The organism is Streptomyces sp. NPDC026377, assembly GCF_055567715.1.
In genome coordinates this window covers 12,089-31,851 of sequence record NZ_JBVHPV010000020.1, presented here as the reverse complement: position 1 = coordinate 31,851, position 19,763 = coordinate 12,089, and the positions used below count along the sequence as shown (strand labels likewise).

18 protein-coding genes are annotated in these 19,763 nt (G+C 71.2%); 3 read left to right on the top strand and 15 right to left on the bottom strand.

Going from position 1 to position 19,763, the window contains the following annotated elements:
* Nucleotides 1–22: 22 nt before the first annotated feature.
* From ACZ4MU_RS30425 to ACZ4MU_RS30400, 6 genes are read right to left on the bottom strand one after another with little or no spacing between them, the layout of a single operon-like run.
* Entirely contained in the window at nucleotides 23–2,758 is a 2,736-nt protein-coding gene (locus tag ACZ4MU_RS30425) for a hypothetical protein (RefSeq protein ID WP_467882657.1), read from the bottom strand.
* A gap of 1 nt (nucleotide 2,759) precedes the next feature.
* Nucleotides 2,760–3,098 carry a hypothetical protein gene (locus tag ACZ4MU_RS30420; RefSeq protein WP_467882655.1) on the bottom strand — a complete coding sequence of 113 codons (339 nt, stop codon included), beginning with the start codon at nucleotides 3,096–3,098 and terminating at the stop codon, nucleotides 2,760–2,762.
* The gene (locus ACZ4MU_RS30415; protein WP_467882652.1) at nucleotides 3,098–5,788 is read right to left on the bottom strand and encodes an ATP-binding protein; all 2,691 of its coding nucleotides are present in this window, start codon (nucleotides 5,786–5,788) and stop codon (nucleotides 3,098–3,100) included. Before ACZ4MU_RS30415 ends, ACZ4MU_RS30420 begins: the two co-directional genes overlap by 1 nt.
* Nucleotides 5,785–6,366 (bottom strand): hypothetical protein, encoded by a 582-nt coding sequence (locus ACZ4MU_RS30410; protein WP_467882650.1) that lies wholly within the window; start codon nucleotides 6,364–6,366, stop codon nucleotides 5,785–5,787. Before ACZ4MU_RS30410 ends, ACZ4MU_RS30415 begins: the two co-directional genes overlap by 4 nt.
* The gene (locus ACZ4MU_RS30405) at nucleotides 6,363–6,704 is read right to left on the bottom strand and encodes a hypothetical protein (protein WP_467882647.1); all 342 of its coding nucleotides are present in this window, start codon (nucleotides 6,702–6,704) and stop codon (nucleotides 6,363–6,365) included. Before ACZ4MU_RS30405 ends, ACZ4MU_RS30410 begins: the two co-directional genes overlap by 4 nt.
* Entirely contained in the window at nucleotides 6,701–7,633 is a 933-nt protein-coding gene (locus ACZ4MU_RS30400) for a conjugal transfer protein (RefSeq protein WP_467882646.1), read from the bottom strand. The genes ACZ4MU_RS30405 and ACZ4MU_RS30400 overlap by 4 nt, the downstream gene beginning before the upstream one ends.
* Before the next feature lie 711 nt (nucleotides 7,634–8,344).
* Here ACZ4MU_RS30400 and ACZ4MU_RS30395 point away from each other — a divergent pair.
* The 3 genes from ACZ4MU_RS30395 (at nucleotide 8,345) to ACZ4MU_RS30385 (ending at nucleotide 11,634) form a co-directional block, all read left to right on the top strand.
* Entirely contained in the window at nucleotides 8,345–9,787 is a 1,443-nt protein-coding gene (locus ACZ4MU_RS30395) for a hypothetical protein (protein ID WP_467882840.1), read from the top strand.
* A complete protein-coding gene (locus tag ACZ4MU_RS30390) occupies nucleotides 9,784–11,271 on the top strand; it encodes a hypothetical protein (protein ID WP_467882643.1) in 1,488 nt (495 codons plus the stop codon). The genes ACZ4MU_RS30395 and ACZ4MU_RS30390 overlap by 4 nt, the downstream gene beginning before the upstream one ends.
* A 162-nt stretch (nucleotides 11,272–11,433) precedes the next feature.
* Complete coding sequence (locus ACZ4MU_RS30385) at nucleotides 11,434–11,634, top strand: hypothetical protein (protein WP_467882641.1); 201 nt, start codon at nucleotides 11,434–11,436, stop codon at nucleotides 11,632–11,634.
* A 266-nt stretch (nucleotides 11,635–11,900) separates the two neighbouring features.
* Here the strand turns inward: ACZ4MU_RS30385 and ACZ4MU_RS30380 are convergent, their stop codons facing one another.
* The 9 genes from ACZ4MU_RS30380 to ACZ4MU_RS30340 form a co-directional block, all read right to left on the bottom strand.
* Entirely contained in the window at nucleotides 11,901–12,806 is a 906-nt protein-coding gene (locus ACZ4MU_RS30380) for a helix-turn-helix transcriptional regulator (protein ID WP_467882638.1), read from the bottom strand.
* Between the two features lie 111 nt (nucleotides 12,807–12,917).
* Nucleotides 12,918–13,286: a hypothetical protein gene (locus ACZ4MU_RS30375; protein ID WP_467882636.1), complete on the bottom strand. Its 369-nt coding sequence runs from the start codon at nucleotides 13,284–13,286 to the stop codon at nucleotides 12,918–12,920.
* A gap of 47 nt (nucleotides 13,287–13,333) precedes the next feature.
* Entirely contained in the window at nucleotides 13,334–14,368 is a 1,035-nt protein-coding gene (locus ACZ4MU_RS30370) for a phosphoadenosine phosphosulfate reductase (protein ID WP_467882634.1), read from the bottom strand.
* A 234-nt stretch (nucleotides 14,369–14,602) separates the two neighbouring features.
* A complete protein-coding gene (locus tag ACZ4MU_RS30365; protein WP_467882632.1) occupies nucleotides 14,603–15,004 on the bottom strand; it encodes a DUF6248 family natural product biosynthesis protein in 402 nt (133 codons plus the stop codon).
* Nucleotides 15,001–15,660, bottom strand: coding sequence for a hypothetical protein (locus ACZ4MU_RS30360; protein ID WP_467882631.1), 660 nt, complete (start codon nucleotides 15,658–15,660; stop codon nucleotides 15,001–15,003). Before ACZ4MU_RS30360 ends, ACZ4MU_RS30365 begins: the two co-directional genes overlap by 4 nt.
* 61 nt (nucleotides 15,661–15,721) lie before the next feature.
* Nucleotides 15,722–16,942, bottom strand: coding sequence for a hypothetical protein (locus ACZ4MU_RS30355; protein WP_467882628.1), 1,221 nt, complete (start codon nucleotides 16,940–16,942; stop codon nucleotides 15,722–15,724).
* 67 nt (nucleotides 16,943–17,009) lie between these two features.
* Nucleotides 17,010–17,855, bottom strand: a complete 846-nt coding sequence (locus ACZ4MU_RS30350) for a DNA-processing protein DprA (protein WP_467882626.1) — start codon at nucleotides 17,853–17,855, stop codon at nucleotides 17,010–17,012.
* 77 nt (nucleotides 17,856–17,932) lie between these two features.
* Complete coding sequence (locus ACZ4MU_RS30345) at nucleotides 17,933–18,451, bottom strand: single stranded DNA-binding domain-containing protein (protein WP_467882624.1); 519 nt, start codon at nucleotides 18,449–18,451, stop codon at nucleotides 17,933–17,935.
* A gap of 140 nt (nucleotides 18,452–18,591) precedes the next feature.
* Nucleotides 18,592–19,548 (bottom strand): hypothetical protein, encoded by a 957-nt coding sequence (locus ACZ4MU_RS30340; protein WP_467882623.1) that lies wholly within the window; start codon nucleotides 19,546–19,548, stop codon nucleotides 18,592–18,594.
* Between the last annotated feature and the right edge of the window lie 215 nt (nucleotides 19,549–19,763).

Genomic DNA, 19,763 nt, shown 5'->3' with positions numbered 1-19,763 from the left:
CGGACGCGGCGTCCAGAACGTGTCACTCCTGCTCACCGCCATCGTCCTGCGGCGGCTGCGCCCGCTGCTGACGCAGGCGGTCGGCTTCGGGAGCGGTCCTGCGCATCAGCTCCCGCATCCGGGCCCGCGCCTCCTGGCGCGCCTGGCCGCTGGCGCTCCCGCCGCCGGGAAGTACGGACTGGTGCAGACCGGGACGGGAGCGGGGCCCAGGACTGTCCGGGCGTGACGGCTGCGCTGAGGCAGGTGCGGTTGTGGAAGGGGCACCCGTTGCTTGGGCGGTCCCTCCGGCGGGGGCCGGAGGGACCGGGGGACGGCCGGTGGACGCTGGCCGTGCCGGGGTTACCGGGCGGGAGGTGACGGTCGATGTGCCTGCGGTGGGCAGGCGGCGGCTGGGGAAGGGGCCGGGGCCGCCGCGGTCGTTGGTGTTCTCCCCTACGACATGGGAGGCGTGCCGTGCGATGTCGTGCCAGGCACGGCCGTCTTCGCGCACGGTATTGCCCCACACCCGCACCTGCTGGCGGGCCTCCTGCGAGTAGCGCGAGCCGGCCGACCGCGCGCGGCGCACATCGGCCGGCAGCCCAACGGTCGCCCCGTACGCGGCCCGGCCGCCTCGATGGAGGATGCGGTAACCGCGGAAACGGACCAGCCGATTATGTGCCCGCGTGGAGAGCAGGGTGCGGTCGGTGTGCTGGTCGTGCAGCACCTTGCCGCTGTTGCGGTCGATGATCTGGCCGTCGGCGTCGCGGTAGCGGTCCGGTGGTCCGCCCGGCCGACGCGGACCCGTGCCGCCCGACCCATCGCTCCCGTCACCCGACGGGCCGCCACCGTGCGCATCTCCATCCGCGGTGGGTTTGCGCCACTGGGCCAGCTGCTCTTTGTCTGGCCGTCGTCCGATCAGCAGCCAGTGCCCGCCCCTGGCGCCGAGCCGCGCGCCGAGCCCGCCGATGGCGGCTGCTGCGGTGAGGGGGGCGAGTCCGCGTCCGGCTTCGGCCGTGGCATCGGCCAGCAGGCCGCTGGTGTCCACTGGCATCCCCGTACCGTCGGCCAGGGAGCTGAGTGCGCCGAGAAGGCGCTGGCGGGTGCCGAGCATCCCGTACCGGCCGCCGCCTGTTCCGGTGAACAGGCGCAGTCCGCCGCCGTAGCCGCCCAGGGCTGCGGGGGAGTTCATGGCGAGCGCGGCCCCGAGTTCGGAGGTGTCGCCGGGCAGGTGGGTGCCGCCGATCTTGGCGTAGCGCATCCGCATCGCCATCCGGCGCCCGAAGGAGGAGACGCCGCTGAGCAGGCGGCGGTGTCCGGCGGCCCCGGCGATGGCCAGGACGTCGATGAGCAGGATCCGCTCCACCATCAGGTCCGGGCCATGGGTGACGGTGGCATCGACGGCGATCCCGAAGAACGGGATGAACGCACAGATGCCGACGACGGCCAGGACCGCGATGCCCCACAGGGAGAGCCACTTCCAGACGCTCTGCCGCGGGGGTCCTGGCAGCATGGCGGCGACGAAGGTGACGCCGCCGACGGCCGCTGCGGCCGCGCAGATGCCCTGAGTGCCCAGCAGCACCACCGCACTGGAGAGCAGCATGCCGCAGACGAACAGTGCGGCAACCAGGAGCAGTCCAGCGCCGCCCACCCGCCACCAGGTGGGCTTTTCCGCGTAAGCCGCGCAGGCCTTGCCGACCGGCCCGGCCTTCTTCAGATCGGCGAGGAACGCCGCGAATTCCTGGTCGTCTTCGCCCAGGACCGGGTGCGGTGAATCCAGCAGGTCACCCGCCGCGGTCAGCGACGGCAAGGCGTCGGCGCTGGGGGCTGGGCTGCCTTGTCCGGCCAGGCAGTACTGCTTGGCCGGGCCCTTGATCAGGCTGCACGGCCCGCCCGGCACATCGTCTTTGGGCTTGTAGCCGCCGCTGACCCACTTCAGGTGCACGGCGTAGGCCTGGCGGTCGGCGGCTTTGCCGGGGTCGAGGATGCGCCCGTACTGCAGCAGCATGTACGGCTTGACGACCAAAGCGTTGGTGAGCGAGTCCTGCAGCGGGCGGGCTACCGCCGCCGCTGCGGAGGACTGGTGGCCCGGCTGGGCGAGGCACGTGCGTTCGGCGTTGCCGGCCATGGCATCGCAGGGGCCGCGGCTGGCGAGTTTGCCACCCCAGTCGTAGGCGGCCATGCTCTGCTGCGCCACTTCCGTGCCGACCTGCTGGGCCTGCCCCAGGGGCCCGGACTGGGCGAGCAGGGTGTCCGGGCGGATGAGTGCCGAGGCAGCGATCGCCCCGATCAGCAGGGTGAGGAAGATTTCCCCCAAGCCCCGGCCGACCCGGCCGCGCACCAGCATGAACGCGGCGAAGACGAACGCCCAGGCCAGCAAGAGCCCTTTCACACCGAGTGTGTCGACGACGACCTGGTTGTAGGTGTCCGCTGCCTTCTGTGCGGGGTGGGAAAGGATCATGAGTAGCGGAAAGCGGAAGGCCATCTCGACGGCCCACCCGGCCAGGCCTACCAGCAGCCGGATCAGGGTGAACAGGCCGGACAGGGCGAAGGCGAGGGCCTGACTCTTGAAGGCGACGATGGAGCCGCCGGAGGCGTTCAGGTCGTACCCGTCGATGGGTACTCCCTCGGAGGAGGCGATGTTCAGCGGGGCCAGCAGGTCGCCGGTCTCGCCGCTGCCGCTGGCGGCGTAGACGACTTGGGTGTTCACCAGGAGAAACACGCCGGTGAGCACGACGACGAAACCGGCGGAACGCAGAGCCGCGCGATCGGGACGGAACACGTCAGCGCCGCCTTTGCCCAGCGGTGCCGCGCAGCCGCCACACCACGAGAGCACCCAGGCCTGCACTGGCCGGCAGCAGCCTCCACACCCCGCCGGCCGCGTCATGCTGGCCGGAGGCGGAGCTCGCGGCGCCGCGCTCGCAGGACGCCTTGGCCGGGCCCGCGATCTGGGTGCAGGGGTGCGCAGTGTCAGCGGCAAAGGCCCATCCCGTGTGCGGCCACCACGCGTCCGGCACGCCCGCCCCCAGGGCGAGCACGACCGCGGCAACCACGACGACGATCACGGCCAGGACGCTCACAGCGGCTGCGCGCCGCGAGCGGTCCCAGGAAGAAGTAGTCATCAGAGGTGTTCCCTTTGACGGGCCTGCACGGCTTCACCGGCCAGCGGCTCCGGTACGGAGGGTGGGGCAGAGCCCGCGCGGCGTCCTGGTGTGGTGGTGATGGAGGCGGCGATGCGCGGGATGCGGGGGATGGAGACCTTGATGCGGCCGGTGTTCTGCCGGGGGCAGGTCAGCAGGAACTCGCCCTCCCGGCCCTTCTGACCGACGGGGGAGAGGCCGGTGGTCACCAGCCGCAGCAGTTCGCCGTCGGCCGGGTCGAGGCCGACGAACTCCAGGCCTCGGCGGGCGCGTTCGCGGTCGGCGGTGCGGGCGAGCGCGCGGTAGGCCATCAGTCCGCGGTCGGGTCCGAGTTCCTCGGAGTCGTGGGAGGCAGCCAGGAGTCCGGCACCGTGCTTGCGGCCATCGTGGAGGATCTCGTGGACGAGGGCCGTGCCCTCGGCGGACGAGGTGAGCCAGTACAGCTCGTCCATCACCACTGCGGTGAACCGCTCGGGGTCCTCGAAAGCGGTCTGCCGGGCGAGCGCGGCGATCAGGTAGAGCACGGCGCGCCCGATCAGTGCCTCCAGCGGCTGCTGGTGCAGGACCTCTGGCTTGTCGAACGCGGCCTTGGGCGGCAGCTTCAGCCCTGTCGTGGTGATCACGATCATGTCGGAGGCGCTGGAGGCGTCCAGCCGGACCGGCGGCAGCGTCGGGTCGAAGACCATCCGGGCCAGGGGGTTGGTGGCGACGACCCTGATGAGGCCGGCGAGGGTGGCGGCGGCGTCCTGCCGCTTGCCCGCCTCGCGCGTGGCCATGTCCTCGAGGACTTCAAGGACACGGTGCATGGACGGCTGCGCGCCGGCGGCGGCCTGTTCGACGGCGTGGTGCAGGACCTCGCCGTTGGTGCTCATCGGGCCGATGCCGAGCTGCAGCGTGAGGTAGGACAGGGCGTAGTGGCGGCCCTCGGGACCGTCGAACATGCGCAGTGGGTCGATGGACACCTCGGCTTGTGCGGCGTCGATGATCTGTACGCGGCCCTTGGCGGCGGTGCGGGCGAAGGTGGCCCATTCGCGGACGGGGGTGCGGTCGATGCAGATCGCGCAGCCGCCGCGCGCCCACACCGCCTCGGCGATCAGCTTCTGCAGGACGCTCTTGCCGGCGCCGAGGTCTCCGACGATGCCCATGGAGGCGGAGGCGTCGACCTTGGGCGCATCCGCCACGTTGATCATGACGGGGCGGGTGGTACCGCAGTCCAGGTCGATCCCGAGGAACATGCCGTTGGGGTCGCCGACCTCTGCGGCGGTGAAGGCCCCGCCCAGCGCCCAGTCTTCTGAGACCTGGTGCTGGGTGAACTCCCGTACCACCCCGGGCCGGACGGTGCCGGGCAGGCCCAGGGTGAACAGGGCCTCCTGCAGGCCGGCCGGGCGCACGGCGCGGTAGTCGGCGCCGCCGAGCAGCGCGGCCAGGGCGCGGGCCCGGGCGTCGCAGACGGCGGCGGTCGGCCCCCACACCGTCAGCACGGTCACCGACTGCACCTCCACCTCGACCGACGTGCGGGACAGCCGGGTGTCGAGCTCGCCCAGATCACGGGCGGCCTCGGTCAGGGAGGCGGGCATGCCGGTGGGGCGGGCGTCGTACTGGTCGGCCTGGTCGATCAGCTCGTTCTTCTTGCGCCGTACCTGGTCGCGGGCCTTCTCCGCGGGCACCAAGGTCAGGTCGACGGTGTAGTCGACCGGGAAGTCGAGCATCTCCAGCTGGGCGAAGAGGTCAGCGGCGTCCTGGCTGACCGTGGGCGGGCACTCGGCCAGCGCCAACTGCGCCTGGTAGCCCACCCCCGTCTCGCCCTCAACCTGCAGCCAGCGCCGCCCGAGCGGCGAGCCGGCGTTCACTCGCCACCAGGCCTTGCGGCCCGACCGCGACAGACGGCCCGCGCTGTTGAGGTCGTCGACGTCATCGAGTTCGGGGTAGATGCCGCCTTCCTGCAGGCGGACCTGCCCGAGGTTGGCGTAGCTGGGGGAGCGCAGCACTCCGTCACGGAGCCGTCCGCCGTACAACTCGCTGGTCTCGGCCTCCGCCAGCAGCGGCTCGGCCATGCCGCGGTGCAGGGCGTGCTGGATCATCCACACGATCTCCGCCGGACGGGCCGGGCGGAAAGCGATGCCGCCGGCGAGCGCGGCCTCCACCCGCGAGGCCTGCTCGCGATACGCCTTCACCTCGCGCCCGGCCACTGGCGCCGGCCGCATGCCCAGCATGGGTGCGACCTCGGCCCACGCAGCACCGAGCGAAGCCGACACCTGCAGGCCGCCTGTGTCGGTCTGCAGGGGCACGGCCAGCCACAGGGTGCGTCGGTGCATCTCCTGGTCATCCAGCAGGTCGAGGGTGGCCTCGACGTTTTCCACCCACGGGTGGCGGCTCGCACCGGGTGCCTGCTCGGCCGGCTCGATGCCCTCGATCATCCTGAGGGCGACCTCGCCCGGGTCGACCTGGGCGCACAGACCGTACAGGCGCGGGACCCCGGACAGCGAGCGCACCAAGTGGGTGATCTTTGCCAGTTGCTCGTCGCGGACGGCGGCGGGCACGTAGGTGCCCTGGACGGTCTCCTCACGACGTCCCTGCGCGTCGGCGCCTGGGTGCAGGCGGTAGATCGCCCACACGCCGCCCTGCGTCGACCACACCAGGTGCCCGGCGATGTGACGGATGGGAACCCTCACTGCGCACCCCCTTGCTGGGCGAGCGCGAGCAGCTGCTGCACACCCGACACCGGCCCTGCCGCTGCTGCGGGAGCAACCGCCGGTGTGCGGCGGGGTACGGTCGAGCGGTCTGTGGCCGGGCTGGGGCGCGGCGCCCGGGCTGGACGCCGCTGCACCGCGCGGGAGGGTGCGGCCTGCGCAGCGGGGACGGGGGCGGGCGTGTCCTCGATGGTGAAGCCGCCGAGCAGCGGCTGCGCAGCACGGTCGCGTGCGGCGCGCCCACCGATCCGCCCACCGCGGGGCTGCCAGCCGAGCAGCACCCAACCGAGTGCGGCCTGTATCGGGGCACGGCCCCGCATCTTCGGACGCCGCACCATCCAGATGACCAGGACCCACCCGACAATGGGGACCGGCCCCATCCACGACCACCAGCTGATCGTCTTGACCAGGAGGAAGCCGCCGCCGACGGCGACCACGATCTGCGCCGGCGTGTAGGGGCCGAGCGGGATCTTCCAGTCGGCGACCTTGCCCAGCACCCACGGATGGCGGCGGGCGGCAGTGTAGAAGCGGCCCACCCGTGCCGTGGCTGCCGCGCTCACAACCAGCCTCCGACGCCCGGCGCGTGGTCGAGGGAGACGGGGAGTTCGGACCGGACGATCCCGGGAGCGGCGGGCGCGCCCTTGGACGGGTTCTTCACCTCGTCGGTGAACATGTTCGCCAAGTCGTTGCGCGCGTTGTAGAGACCAAGCGCGATGATCAACAGCAGCAAGGCGCCGATCCCGGCCTTGAGGCTGAACCGCTGGATCATGATGACGACGACGAGGCAGATCAGCCCGGCCTGCAGGCCCTTGGTCGCCCATTGCTGGAACATGGAGATCCACGAGTTGCCGAGGTCGTCCAGCTGCCCGGCGAGCACCAGGCCGTGCACGGTGCTCATCGGGCACCCCCGTCCTGGGCAGCCCCGGACTCCAGGGCGGCCACTTCCCACCTGGTTGACCGGGCCTTGAGCGTGAGCCCGTACGCCAGCGGCCACCGGCCGCCTGCGTCCCGGGCTTCCACCCGGGCCGTGACCCGCACCGTCGTGCCGTCCGCCGCCACCTGTTCCGCAGCCGCAGCTTCCTCGACGGCCAGCACCTGCTTTACGGAGACCGACGTGTACGGGGCGGGGGCGACGGCGGTGAGCTTGACTCCGGGAGCGAGGTAGCGGTCGACCTCGCCAGCTCCCGTCAGGTAGGCGGTGAGGAACTCCCCCACGGCGGACGACAGATGTCCCGCGGGGACGGTCACGGCGTACGGCGACTTCGGTACCTCAGCCCGGACCGGGCCGGCCACCACGCTGGGGGCACCGGTCACTGTGAACGAGGAGCCCGTGCTGTCGGCGGCCACCGGCACGGCGTAGTACCGCACCGATCCGCCTGCGTACTGCGCCGCCACCGTGACTGACCACGAGCCGGTGCCGCGCTGCGCACTGCGCACCGCCGTCACGGAGCTCGGCGCCGATTGCGCACCGGCAGCCGGGGCGGGCAGCTCGACATCCGGCGCCATCGACTGCGCAAGCCGCGCCTGCGCAGTCGTCTCGTCGTTCGCGTCGCTGCGCAACCACGCGCCGACGAACACCTGCGCATAGCCGCCCGGGTCGGTAGCGGATGTCACGGTGCGCGCGGCGGCGGGCTTGGTCGCGGGGCCGGCCGCGACCGTGGTCGGGGTGGAGACGACGGCGAGGCAGAGGGCGATGGGGCCGGCCGCGATGACGGTCCACACCGCCACGCGTGAGAGGCGTACGCGGCGGCGCATCGCCTCCAGCCGTGCGCCGGCCGCCATCGGAGCAGCGGCCTCGCTCTGTGAGGCCTGCTTGCCAGGGGACATGGTCAAACTCCCAGGTCAGGGGCGGATGTTTCTGACCTTGAGAAAACCCGTCGACCCCGACCCGACCACCGACCACGAACCCCCGACCATGGTCACGATGGGGACACGAAGTCCGTGGTTGGGGTCATGGTCGGCCCGACCATGACCCCGACCACGGGTCAGCCGGGAGCCGACGACAGGCCATCTCGTCCGGCGCTGTTCCCCGGACCGGCGACCGCTGCGCGATCACCTGCCGCCCGGCCACAGGACCCGGACACCGATGCGCAGACGGAAGCCGGCCGGGCCGCGACAGAACCTCCGCAGTGCGCCAGACAGATCTGCGCTGCGCAAGAGAAGATCCGGAAGTCGGGGCGGACTGCGCAGCCGCCCCGGCATAACTCGACTGCGCAGGATCCCCGAGCCAGTTGCGCAGCCCCATTTGCGCAACGCCCGTGGGTGCCTGCGCAGTCGGCTGCGCAATCACTGACCACCCGGGCTAAAGGCTCATGGTCGGCCCGACCATGAGCCCGACCATGGCAGCTAGACGGCTCCGTTGCCGGATCGTGATCGATGGTCGGGGCTCGTGGCCGCCAGCATGGTCGGGGTCGGCCGGTGAGCTGACGCCATGGACCACACGCACGCCTCCACACCCAGGATCTCCGGCCGCCCCACCGCGACGAGCCCGGTGCGCCGCCATGGCCACTGCGCGCGGCAGGCGTCGGGGACATGGCGGTGAGCCGCTTCGGGGCGGGGATCCGCCGGGGCGTGATGGCGGCCGATCAGTTCACCCAGATCGCCAACGCGCTGTTCCGTGACTCCGGACTGTCGTTCAAAGCCAAGGGGCTCTTCGGGTACGTCTCTACGCACAGGAACGGCTGGCAGGTGACGGTCGCCGACCTCGTCCGCCTGGGCCCGGACGGACGCGAAACGGTACGCACCGGCCTGCAGGAGCTCGAGGCACGCGGCTACCTGATCCGTGAACGCCTGCGCCGCCCGGACGGCACCCTCGGCGAGATCGTCTACTGCATCACCGACCGGCCGGCCACCGTGGACATCGCGCTGATCGAAGCCGACGTGATGACCACGTCCCCCGAGGCCGAGCCAGTCGGCGGCCTCCCGGCGGGGATCCGCCGGGGCGTGATGGCGGCCGATCAGTTCACCCAGATCGCCAATGGGCTCTTCCGCGACCGCCAGCTGTCCTTCAAGGCCAAGGGCCTGTTCGGACTGCTCTCCACGCACCGGGACGGCTGGCGGATGACGGTTGCCGACATCGCCCGCCGTGGCCGCGACGGTGACTCAGCCGTCAAGAGCGGGCTGAAGGAGCTGGAGAAGCACGGCTTCCTGGTGCGGGAACGCGAGCGCGGCCCAGACGGCACCCTCGGTGCGGCGGCGTATTTCCTCACCGACCTGCCCGCTCTGCAAAGCAGCAGATCACAACCAGAGTCGGGTTTTCCACCAGTGGATGACCCTACGTTGGCTGATCGGTCCACTAAGAACACCAACAGAAAGAAGACCACTCAGCAGAACACCAGACCCCTCCGTCCGTGCCGCGGCGAAGCGACGCGCACACCGAGACGGACGGACCGACCGGACACGCCGACGCCCCCGCCGGCCGCGCCGGCGACGGCCGAGATGCACGCGGGAATCCGGCTGCTGCTCGAACTGGGGGCAACCCGCCCAGAGCTGCTGCTGACCGGGCAGGCGCTGACCGACCAAGGCCGCGTCGTCACTGTGATGCTGGAATCCGGCTGGAGCCGCGATCAGCTGCGGCACGTCATCGCCGACCGGCCCCTGCCCCATCCGGTTCGGACCACAGTCGGTGCGATCATCGCAGCCCGCCTGCGCACGGCCCAGGCTTACCCGCCGCCCGCCATCGCCGCCGACCACCACGACCAGCCCGTATGGGACGCCCCGCCGCCGCAGCCGGTGGCCGAACCCGCCGCCGCCCGCACGGTTGGCCAGGCCCTGACCTACCGGGCTCTTACCGAATGCGCCGGCTGCGGCGTTCCCGGAACCGCCCCCGGCGAGGACCTCTGCCCAGCCTGCCTCGGCTGGCCGCTCTGCCGCACCTGCCCCGGCCCCACACCCCGCCGCGCCCGCCCCGACGGGGACGGCCGCTGCACCACGTGCGCCTCCGCCCTGACAGACCACCACCTGGAAGGAAGCACCTCGTGACGGACACGCTCCACACACCGACGCCACCGACCGCGGCTGCGCACCACGAGCGCCCCTTCACCCGTGATCCGGGGCGGTGGGAGAAGGAACGCTCCCGCGCCCTGAAGACCGGGCACGTCCGCGACCACACCTGCTCGGCCGCCTGCGAGCCCGTACTCGTCCACGAACGCACCCTCTGGGGATGGCTCGCCTGGACCGTCCCCGGCGACGGCAGCCCGCCTGAGATCCCCCAGCAGATCGGGGTGCTCACCCCGGCCGCGACGCGCACGCAGCGCATGGCTCTGCGCTGGCTGACCCGGCGCTCCGCCCAGCGCATCGCCCTGGGCACCGTCCCCGGATCGCTGCGGCTCACCGCCGCGGCTGTCGCGCTCGTCAGTCTGGTCGCCGGCCTGTTCGCCATCCGCCGCGGAGTCCCGGTCGACGTCGCCCTGCCGGCGATGCTCCTCGCCCCGCTGCTCGCCGAGCACCTGCCCGACCGGCTGGACAGCCGGGCCCGCGAGCACGTCCGCGTGGTCGAAGGCGACGTCGCCTGCCGCTATCTCCAGCGCCTCGCCGTCCTGCACACCTCCCTCGTCCAGGCCGCCGCCGGCAGCGACCGCTACGAACTGCGCCGCTCGGCCGAGGTCGGCCAGTGCTTGCTGTGGGATGCCGCAGGCCTGCTCCAGACCCGGGACTGCCGCTCGGCCTCAGCCGACCTCATCGCCCGCGAACGGCTGATGCTCCAACTCGCCGACCAGGTCGCTCAGATCCTCAAGCGCAGCGAAGAGGGCGGCACAGCCGATGCGAACCAGGCCTCCGACCCCGGCCGGTCCCGGGGCCCGTACCCGCCTGGCCGCCGCCCGACAACCCATCCGGCAGTTCGCCACGCACCGAACGCACCGCTGCAGAAGGGAACTCTCCCCATGACCCAGCCCGAATCCGCCCAGGCTGCCCCCACGGACGTCTACCTCCTGTTCGCGCACGAGCCCTACTACCCGGCCGCCGCTCAGGAGATCAACACCACCGTCGTGGCCGCAGCCTCCCTGCTGCACCCCCGCGTACGGCAGCCCGACGGCGCCCGCATCCACGGCCGCCTCGTCCACGGCCGCCGGCCCGGCGAGATCGTGCCGCTGTCCACGCTCACCCACGAACTCGACGGAGGAGCGCGCTGGCCGGAGGTCGGCGACTGGGAGGCAGCCACCGAAGACCTGCTGCAGCTCATCCGCGACCACGACTGCGACGCCCTCAGCCTGGGCCTGCCGGAGATCGCCCGGGCTCTGGTGTGCGCCGGCCCGCACAGCGAGGTCCGCACCGTCGACCCCACGTCCGGGGCACACCGGGTGTACGGGCCCGTTGACCGGATCGGGGTCCTTGCCTTGGTCGGCCAGCACCTGGCCGGGGCGGAAGCAGGAGCGCCCCGGTGGCCCGGTGACGGTGTGGCCTCGTCGCAGTTCAGGGCCTCGCTGCTCTGTGAGGGACGTAAGCGGCGGTCCCGCCTCACATAGGGTGACCTTGTGCCTCAGAGTCCTGATCAGCCGCTTCTGCCGTCTCGTCATCAAGTCGGCAGCCTTCGTGACTTCCTCCATGGAAGGACATACTCGGCTGCCTCAGTCACCATCCGGCTCGACGGAGCACCGTCTCATGCTGCGGGCTCGCCTCTGGATGACGTGGGCAAGGTCTCGAATGCCCTGTATGAGGTTGTCGACGGTCTTGCCAGGCGGGTGCTGGACGCGGTTTATTCCGGGCAGTCGAACGCTGAGGCGCGTGACGCATGGGTCGCGCTCTTGCTGATCGCCCAGAACTGGCGGGACTCACCTGGTCTGCCAGCAGACCTGAAGACCATGATTGATAAGGCCCCTCCACTCTGACAGGCGCTGGTAACGGGTGGATCGTCACCAATCGCAGGTCATTCCCTTTTGCCTTTGCTGCCAGGAGAGGGTCGGAGACGGGTTCTGATCCCGGGAACGGCGATGGCCGGTTCCGCGAAGCCGTGCGGCTTCGCGGGGGAGAGGTGGCTGGCCCCTCCATACCGGCCATCGTGCGGCGTCTGGCCCGCCGGGAGTTCGTCGATCCCTTAAACCAGAGGCCGCAGTCTTAAGGTATCCCGCCTGTGACGAGGTTCGGCTCGCTGCAGTCAGGAGGGTGAGGAGCGGCGGGATGCCAGGTCCTGGAGGCGGGAGCGTTTCCAGCGCTGCTGACGGGGGCGGCCGCCGCTGCCGCGCCGGTACTCGTATCCGTCGGGCTGCTCGAGGTCGGGCAGGAGCCCGTGCCCGAGTGCGCTGATGAAGCTGTCGGCGCTGCCGTATCCGAGGATCCGGGCCGCTTCTGCGGCGCCGACAAGGTCCTCGTTCTTGTCCTGGTCGGCCGGCGGCAGCACGCCGCGCTGGCGGGCGACAGCGACGACGGTCGCCCGCCGCCACTTCTTGCGGCCCGGGCCGCGGCTGCCTTCCTCCTTGTGCAGGGCGTCCGGCTCGGGCAGCTCGGGGATGCGCCCCTGGTAGAGGGCGCTGGAGAAGGAAGCCGGGCTTCCGTAGCCGAGCAGCGCAGCGACCTGGGCTGTACCGAGCAGCTCGTCAGGGTCGCCGTCCGCCGACACCTCAGGCCGCGCTGTCGCCGGGGCGGAACTGCGCCGGCCCTTGCCGGGGCGGCTGGCGGCCCAGGCCACGATCGTGCCGCGGCGCCACATCGGGCTGTCGGCGTTCTCGTCGGGCTCCGGGAAGTATCCGGGCCGGTCGCGGAAGTAGCCGTCGATGGTCGACGTGCGGGTGTAGCCGAGGAGCTGGGCCACCTCCCGTTTGGTCAGCAACTCATTCTGGTCGGCCTCGAGTACCGCGGACGGTAGCGCGCGCTTCTTCGGGACACGCTGCGAGAAGAACGCCGCGACCTCGTCGTGGCGCCAGAACCGCTTGCGGCCCTCGGTGTGCGCGACTGCGGGGAAGCCACTGTCCGGGTTGTTGCTCCAGTCGCTGATCCGGGGCTTGCTCGTGCCGAACTCGGACACGATCTGCGCGGTGTCCACGAGCCGGTCGGCGGAAGGCATCAGGGCCCCTTTGGAAAGAATCAGCACGGCGGTGCCGGCACTCAGACGAGCGCGACATGTTCGATAATGCCAAAGGGGATGGTTTGCTGTCCAGCCTGACGCCAAATCTGCCTACAGCACTTCTTCGCCCAGCAGGCACACCCCGAAACGGGCCGCACGCTTCTCCAGCGCCGTGTAGGCCATCGCGGCCGGCGCGGCATCCCACGTCATGAAAGCGAGAGCGGAGACTGCCTCGCTGCGCGCCATTCCCTCATCCCACGGCACGCACGCAGCGGCGCACCGCTGGGCGAGCTCGGCGTCGGACAGGCTCGTGACCTCGCGGTTCACGCCGGCCTGGACGTCAACGACGCCCTCGCACCAGGCACGGTGGCCTCTGGACAGCAAGTCGTGCAGCGTGTCCGGGTCGCTCGCATGCTGGGCCTGAGCAGCGAGTTCGAGCAGCAGGGCGGTGGGGCTTGTCTCCATGGTCATCTCCTCCATTCACTGTAGGGGGTGCCCGCTGCGCCGAGGAGCGCAGCGGGCGGTGGTCATCGGTTGTGCACGGTGCAGCCGTCGCACATTGCACGGCCGGCGCGGCGGGCCAGGTCGGGTTCCTTGCGGGGCTTGTGCTTCAGCGCCGCCCGTACCTGTTTCTCGAGGGCGGTGAACTGCGGGCCGTCGTCCGGACAGACGACGCCCGGGTCGGGCGCGCCGCACTGCTGGGCGTGCCGGATCAGGTCGGTGATGCGCCAGTCCGCGCGGAAGCTGTCGCCCCGGACCTGTTCGACCTCGGCGTACAGGTCGGCCAGCCGCGGCCGCCGACCGATGGAAAGCAGTACGTCGTGGCGGGAGGCGAATACGCACAGCGAGCAGGAACAGCGGGAGGTTCCAGCCCAGTCGCCGGCGCCGGGCACCGAATCGTATGTCCAGGAGTACGGCACCGGCGCATCGGCGTGCCACTCCTTGACGGAGGCAGTCGACCAGTCCTTGACGGGCAGCCACTCGTCCACCATCCGCGCCCCGTTGACCTGCACCGTACGGAAGGCCGGCCGCTTCTTGCGGTCAGGGCCCTCGTCGCTGCGCAGGCCCATGATCTTTAGAATCCGCACCGGTCGGCCGAGCTCGCGCCTGCGGCGGTCGACCATCGGGGTCCAGGCGGCGGACACCACGCTCTCCTTGGCGCTCTTGCGGCAGTACGGGCTGCCTTTGCGCGGGAAGCGCCCATACAGCGCGATCTCCGTCAGCAGACTGTGCGGCAACCGGATCCCGTCTGGGCCCGGCATCGTGCGGGTGACCTCCAGGTGCCGGTCGGCGGGCACCCCGAATGCGGCGCTCTGCAGGGCCGCGAGCTCGGAAACCCCCGGGTGGCGGGTGCCGTCGAACACGACGGACGGCCACTCCAAGACCCCCAGGCTGGCGTGGTACGAGATGACTCGGTCGGCCACGCCGGCGGTGCGGGCGGCTTCCATGAACACGGCCATCATGACCGCGCTGTCCTTCCCGCCGGACAGCTGGGGCGCGAGCAGATCGTATGAGCTCAGATCGGGTGTGGTGGGCGGGTGGCTGCTGGGGCGCGAAGACATGTCAACTCCAGTGAGACGGGCAGCAGACGGGGGACTCAGGGCAGACGGCGCCGCGGGAGCGCAGGTGGGCGATGGGCCGGGGCAGAGATTGATCGTGAAGATCACGGCGTCTCACCGCCGGTGGCCTCCTTCGGCAGACCGGCGTCGGCGAAGAGCGACATCTGCCCGTCCGGTGCTGGCGCGGGCACGGACTTCGTGGGGCGCGTCGTCGACCGCCGGGCGATCGGCTGCACCTCAGGGGCCGTCGACGGCTCCGGCCTCCTCGGCGTCGGGCGCGTGCGTGCAGGGGCAGATCCAGCGGCAGGGCCGCTGGCCAGGTCCGTGCACGATGAGGGCGACGACGAAGCCGCCGCGGTCGGTGATGGTGCCTGCATGCCTGTCGACGCGCGGGCCGGTGCGGCTGATGCACTGGTTGTGGTGGCCGGTCAGGCAGGGATGGCAGATGCCTGCTTCGCAGGAGCACCACCGGTGGAAGCCGTGGGGGTAGGCGTGATCGATCTTGCGCAGCCCCTTGGTCCAGGCGTTCGCACGGACCCAGGCACCCTCCTCCACAGTCATGGGGGAGGAGGCGGTGGAGGGGACGGGGTCGATGATGCCCATGATCGATGCGCCTACGTAGCGCAGCCAGGTCGTCATGTGTCGTCTCCGAACAGGGTTGGGGTGGTGAGGAGTTCGTTCATCCAGGCGAGGAGGCGGGGGAGGTTGGTTTCGGGGCCGAAGGTGAGGTAGGTGCCGTCGGCGCTGGTGCAGCCGAAGGCCTGCGCGATGCGCAGCCGCCGGCGTGAGTTGACGCGGCCCATGTGGACGGCCAGGCCGTGCTCGCGGGCTTCGAGGGCGAGGCGGTGGGCGGCCGGCGAGGTCTTCCACTCGGTGCTGCCAGCCAGGAACAGCACGTCGATCAAGTACCAGGGGATGAGGCCGTGCTCGCTGCCGTCCTGGGCGGCGAAGGCGGCCGGGATGCCCAAGGTGCGGATCTGCTGCAGCCAGGGCAGCGATTCGGTCAGGGTCGCCTTGGCGTCCATCGGGACGTCGGGGGCTACGGCCCACAGGCACCGGTCGGGGCCGTAGCGGCCGAGAGTCGCCTTGAGCCAGGCGAACCAGGCTTCGGCGCCGGGCCAGCCTTTGCCGAACTTGCCGTTGTCGCAGGCATAGAGGCAGCCGGGCGGGATCACGTTGCCCTGGGCCGGAGTCGTCATGCAGGCCAGAAGCCCGGCCCGCATGGCGGCCCGTACGCCATCACCGGACGGCGTGGCCAGGTACAGCACGGCGAAGACGGCGAAGAGAGGGGTCACGGGGCAGAGCCAGGGGCGTTCGCATGAGGCGTCCTTCCGGCATTGGCGGGCGGGCAGTGGTTCAGGTGAGCGGGAGCTGGGCGGCGGAGCCGGAGATCAGGGAGTCCCATGCCGGCTCGAAGTTCTGGTCCTGTTTGTTGATCACGTGGGCGGGGGCGGTGGTGAAGAGCTCCTCCGCCATCGGCCATCCGTCCGTGCGCGGGCGGGTCCAGGCCCGGGCGCGCCCGTACACGGGGTCGTGCTCGACCTCGATTCCGCGCCGCTCGGACATGGTGTTCAGCCGTCGGGCGAGCTGGAGCGGACGCCCGAGGTCGATTTGCTGGGTGGAACGCATCACCGGGCGGTGCTTTCCGTCGGCGGCCAGGAGGAACAGGCGGCGTACGTGGTAGAGCGCCCAGGGCCCGTCGAGTTCGCGCTCGAAGGCCTCAAGACAGGCGCGGTCCCGCGGCTGGGCGGGGTCGAAGAGTTCCAGGAGGGTGTGCTTGCCGTACAGCTTCGCCCTGGGGTTGAGGCTCATCGCCGTGTACTCCAGGCGCAGTACCTCTCCGGCGATGTCCGGGTGGGTTCGCATGCGTTCCAGGTGGGCGGGCAGTGCGCCCATGGAGACGGGGAAGCAGCAGAAGGTGCAGTACGACTTCGGCCAGTGCACGCCGAACCGCTTCCAGAGGTAGTCCTCGCACTGCTGACGGCCCCAGCCCCAGTCGATGAGCGGGTACACCCCCATCCGGCCGGGGATCTTTGAGGCGATGATGTCGGTGGAGCGGCGGCCTTGTTCGTCGGCGTTGAAACCCATGATCTGGCGGAACGGACGGCCACCCATGGCGGGGGCGATCCACCGGTCGCCGACGTCGCCCTTCGCGCGCAGGCTGCACTTGCGGGTGCCGGCCTGTTGCGGGACGGTCCCCACAGACTCCAGCTCGTCCCAGAGCGTCCACGGCCCGCGGGCGAAGAGCCTCTCAGGGTGGCGGGAGTCGTCCAGGACGGTGATCCCGTCGGCCTTCAGGTGCCCGGACCGCGCCAGCTGAACGAACCGCACGCCGTGCTCGCGCAGCAGCGGCAGCATGAACTTCTCGACCAGGAGCCGGGTCTCGGGCCACTCGCTGCCGGTGGCCATGTACAGGACGGCGGTGCGCTGAAGGTCGATGCCGTGGCCGGCGGGGTCGGTGAGCATCCGGGCGAGGTAGGCGGTCGAGTCGGCACCCAGCCCCCAGTTGATGACGGTGTCCAGGTCGTCAGTGGTGCTCAGGCCGGGCAGCGACAGCGTGTACGCGGTACGGGGCATGGCCTCCATCACTCCTTCCGCGGGCCGTGCCCGGCCATCGGCCGGGCACGGAAGAGCGGCTGAGGGGTCAGCGCAGCTCGGCGAGCGCGTGCGCGGGGTCGGGGACCAGGACGGCGCGCTGCTCGACGAGCAGGCGGACGTTGCCGTCGGCGCGCACGTCGCTGGTAAGGGGCGGGACGAGCACCAGCCGGTTCAGGTCGGCCGCGGTCTCGGCGGTGTGCATCGCCGCGGCGGTGTGGTCCTGGGCCTCGATGAGAACCACGGCCCGCACGAGCGCCGCGAGCAGGGCGGCGCTGGCCCGCAGGGTTGCCCCGCTGGCCGGGATGCCAGGCGGGAACAGGCTGACCACTGCGCCGCCGCTGGCGGCGATGGAGCTCAGCAGTTGGGCGTGGTCGTGCGGATGGGCGCGATCCAGGCCGCGCGGCAGGACGGCGAGCGTCGCGCGCCCGGTTTGGGCGGCGGCCCGGTGGGCGGCGGCGTCGACGCCGTACGCGAGCGTGGCGGTGACCGTGTGCCCGGCCTCGGCGACGGCGCTGGCGAATGCTTTCGTGCGGGTGAGGGCCTCGGCGGTGGCGGACCGGTTACCAGTCACGGCCACGGCGCGGGCGGCCAGCAGGGGCAGCTGTTCGTATCCGCGCACCCACAGCCCGAGCGGGCAGCCGGCGCCGAGGTCGGCCAGGGCGGCGGGCCACACGTCGTCCGACGGGATGACGAACTGGCACGTCAGCTGGGCTTTGGCGAGTTCTTCGCGCGGCTTGTACTGGGCCAGGCGGGCGCTGGCGTCGTGGTCGACGCTGTACTGCCAGACCTCCTCGGCACTGTGATGGGCGAGATGGGCGGCGACCTGGTGGGGCGAGAAGTGGGCGGCGAGCGCGGCGCGGGCGGCGCGCTCGGACAGGGCGGTGCTGGGCACGGCGTACCTCCAGGAGAGGACGGCGGCCGGCGGGCATGCCGGTGCCGCGATGGGCGGTGCGGGATCGTGTGGCGTGATCAGCAGCCGGTGCGGCTGGGCGCGGTGACCACGTCCCAGAAGCGGCGCGGGGGCGATTGCCACCAGTCGGCGGCCGGGGCGGCGGGAGCTGTGGCCGGGCGGCGTTCGGCTCGGGGAGCGGGCTCGGGAAAAGCGGGAGCAGGAGGCGCCGGGGCGGGGGCGCGTCCGGCGAGGACGGCGGGCAAGGTGTCGTCGATGTAGGCGACGTGGTGGGCGAGGTCCACGCCGACTTGGGCAGAATCGAGGTGGAGCTGACCCGCGCGCAGGGCCAGATCCCCGGTGGCGATCACGTGCACGGCGTCGGTGAGGCACTCGGCGACGTGCCGGGCGAGCGGCCCGGTGACGGTGCAGACGACCGGCACCGGCTCGCCGTCGCGCCACTGTCCTTGGGTGCGGTCGTACTCGCGGGGGACCTGCATCACGGTGAAACGGGCGGCGGGTGTGCCGCGTTCGGTGTGGCGCAGCTGCACGGTCCCGTGCACGCGGCCACGGATGACAGCGGTGGTCTCTCCGCTCATGGAGGCACTCCTCGATACGACGAACGGTGTGGCGGTGTCCGGAAGCCACCCAAGCGAGTTCCATAATACCTATAATGGGGGCGGGTGTCATCCCCTTTTCCCACCGTGGAGGCACCCGCCCCTTCGAGACCGGCTTCGGCCTACGGCTCGCGCAGCAACGGCCGCCTCAACCCGGAGGCGGGCCGGGGGGTTCGGCAGGGCCCCGGCCCCTCGCAGCAGGCTGCCGCGGCGGGGTTATCCCACTGACAGGTCGGGCAGCGCCAGAGAACGCCAGCCTCGAACGCTGCCTCGCGGATTGCCTGATCCTGATGGTCATCGGCTGCATCGAGCAGCCTGGTCAGCAGATCCCGCTTGGGAGTGCCGTCGGCGCTGTCATCCACCACGTCATCTTCGACTTCCACGCGCAGCGGCACGGTGCCGTCGGGACGGACCAGTCGGTCTGCCGCAGTGTCGCAGTGCACGGAGACCCGGACGGCGCCGACCTCATGGTCGAGATAGGCAAACACCAGGACGCCATCGACCTCGACGCACGGGAGGTCATTGCTGTCGGTCTGCGGGTGAAAGGCGGCGTTCCGATTCGCCCGCTCGCTCGCATCCGCATCGGGAAAGCGGTAGCTGAGCGGCACGATGCGGGTCCGGCCGCGCCTGGCGATGTCCTGGGCGTAGAGGTTGTATCCCTCGTCCGGCTGGTCGTCGCGCTCGGGCCCGTAGTAGAGCCGCACGGCCTCGCGGTCGTCGGTGGGCGGCTGCTCGGGGACGCCTTCCTCACCAACGAGGTTGTCCCAGACCCCACGCACGTACGTGGCGAGATCGGCCAGCGCGGAGTCCTCATCACCATGGAGTGTCACCACGTCCTCGTGGCGGTCCCAGCGGCGCAGCACCCATGCCTGGCCCGCCGAGCGCGGGCTGATGAGGCTTACCGCTTCGGGGAAGGAAGGCTGCTGGCCAGCATGTTCGGCGAGCATGGCATCACGTGCGCGGTTGAGCATGTCCTGCTGGTGCTCGGAAAGATCGCTGGGGTCGATTTCCTCCCACAGCTCCACAGCCGTCTTCACGAGGCATTCGATGTCCAGCGGGTTGAAGAGTGCAGCAATCACAGGGGCCTCCTTGAAAAGGGGCAGCGAAGGGGCAGCAGTGTTGATCAGGATTCGCACTGGCGATCGCCCCTGCTCATCGCGAGAAGAGCAGGGTGATCGTCGGGGTTCTTTGGCAGGCGTGGCCGGTGGGTGAAGGGGCTACAGGTACCTGGGTGATCGGCGCCCAACTTGCAGTCGAACGGGATCGGTCGCCTACGGGCCCTGCGGCAGACGTG

Bases quoted from the DNA above. Each gene is read 5' to 3' on its own strand.
- ACZ4MU_RS30420 (WP_467882655.1), bottom strand. From the start codon at position 3,098: ATGACTACTTCTTCCTGGGACCGCTCGCGGCGCGCAGCCGCTGTGAGC.
- ACZ4MU_RS30405 (WP_467882647.1), bottom strand. From the start codon at position 6,704: ATGAGCACCGTGCACGGCCTGGTGCTCGCCGGGCAGCTGGACGACCTC.
- ACZ4MU_RS30400 (WP_467882646.1), bottom strand. From the start codon at position 7,633: ATGTCCCCTGGCAAGCAGGCCTCACAGAGCGAGGCCGCTGCTCCGATG.
- ACZ4MU_RS30380 (WP_467882638.1), bottom strand. From the start codon at position 12,806: ATGCCTTCCGCCGACCGGCTCGTGGACACCGCGCAGATCGTGTCCGAG.
- ACZ4MU_RS30375 (WP_467882636.1), bottom strand. From the start codon at position 13,286: ATGGAGGAGATGACCATGGAGACAAGCCCCACCGCCCTGCTGCTCGAA.
- ACZ4MU_RS30370 (WP_467882634.1), bottom strand. From the start codon at position 14,368: ATGTCTTCGCGCCCCAGCAGCCACCCGCCCACCACACCCGATCTGAGC.
- ACZ4MU_RS30365 (WP_467882632.1), bottom strand. From the start codon at position 15,004: ATGACGACCTGGCTGCGCTACGTAGGCGCATCGATCATGGGCATCATC.
- ACZ4MU_RS30355 (WP_467882628.1), bottom strand. From the start codon at position 16,942: ATGCCCCGTACCGCGTACACGCTGTCGCTGCCCGGCCTGAGCACCACT.
- ACZ4MU_RS30345 (WP_467882624.1), bottom strand. From the start codon at position 18,451: ATGAGCGGAGAGACCACCGCTGTCATCCGTGGCCGCGTGCACGGGACC.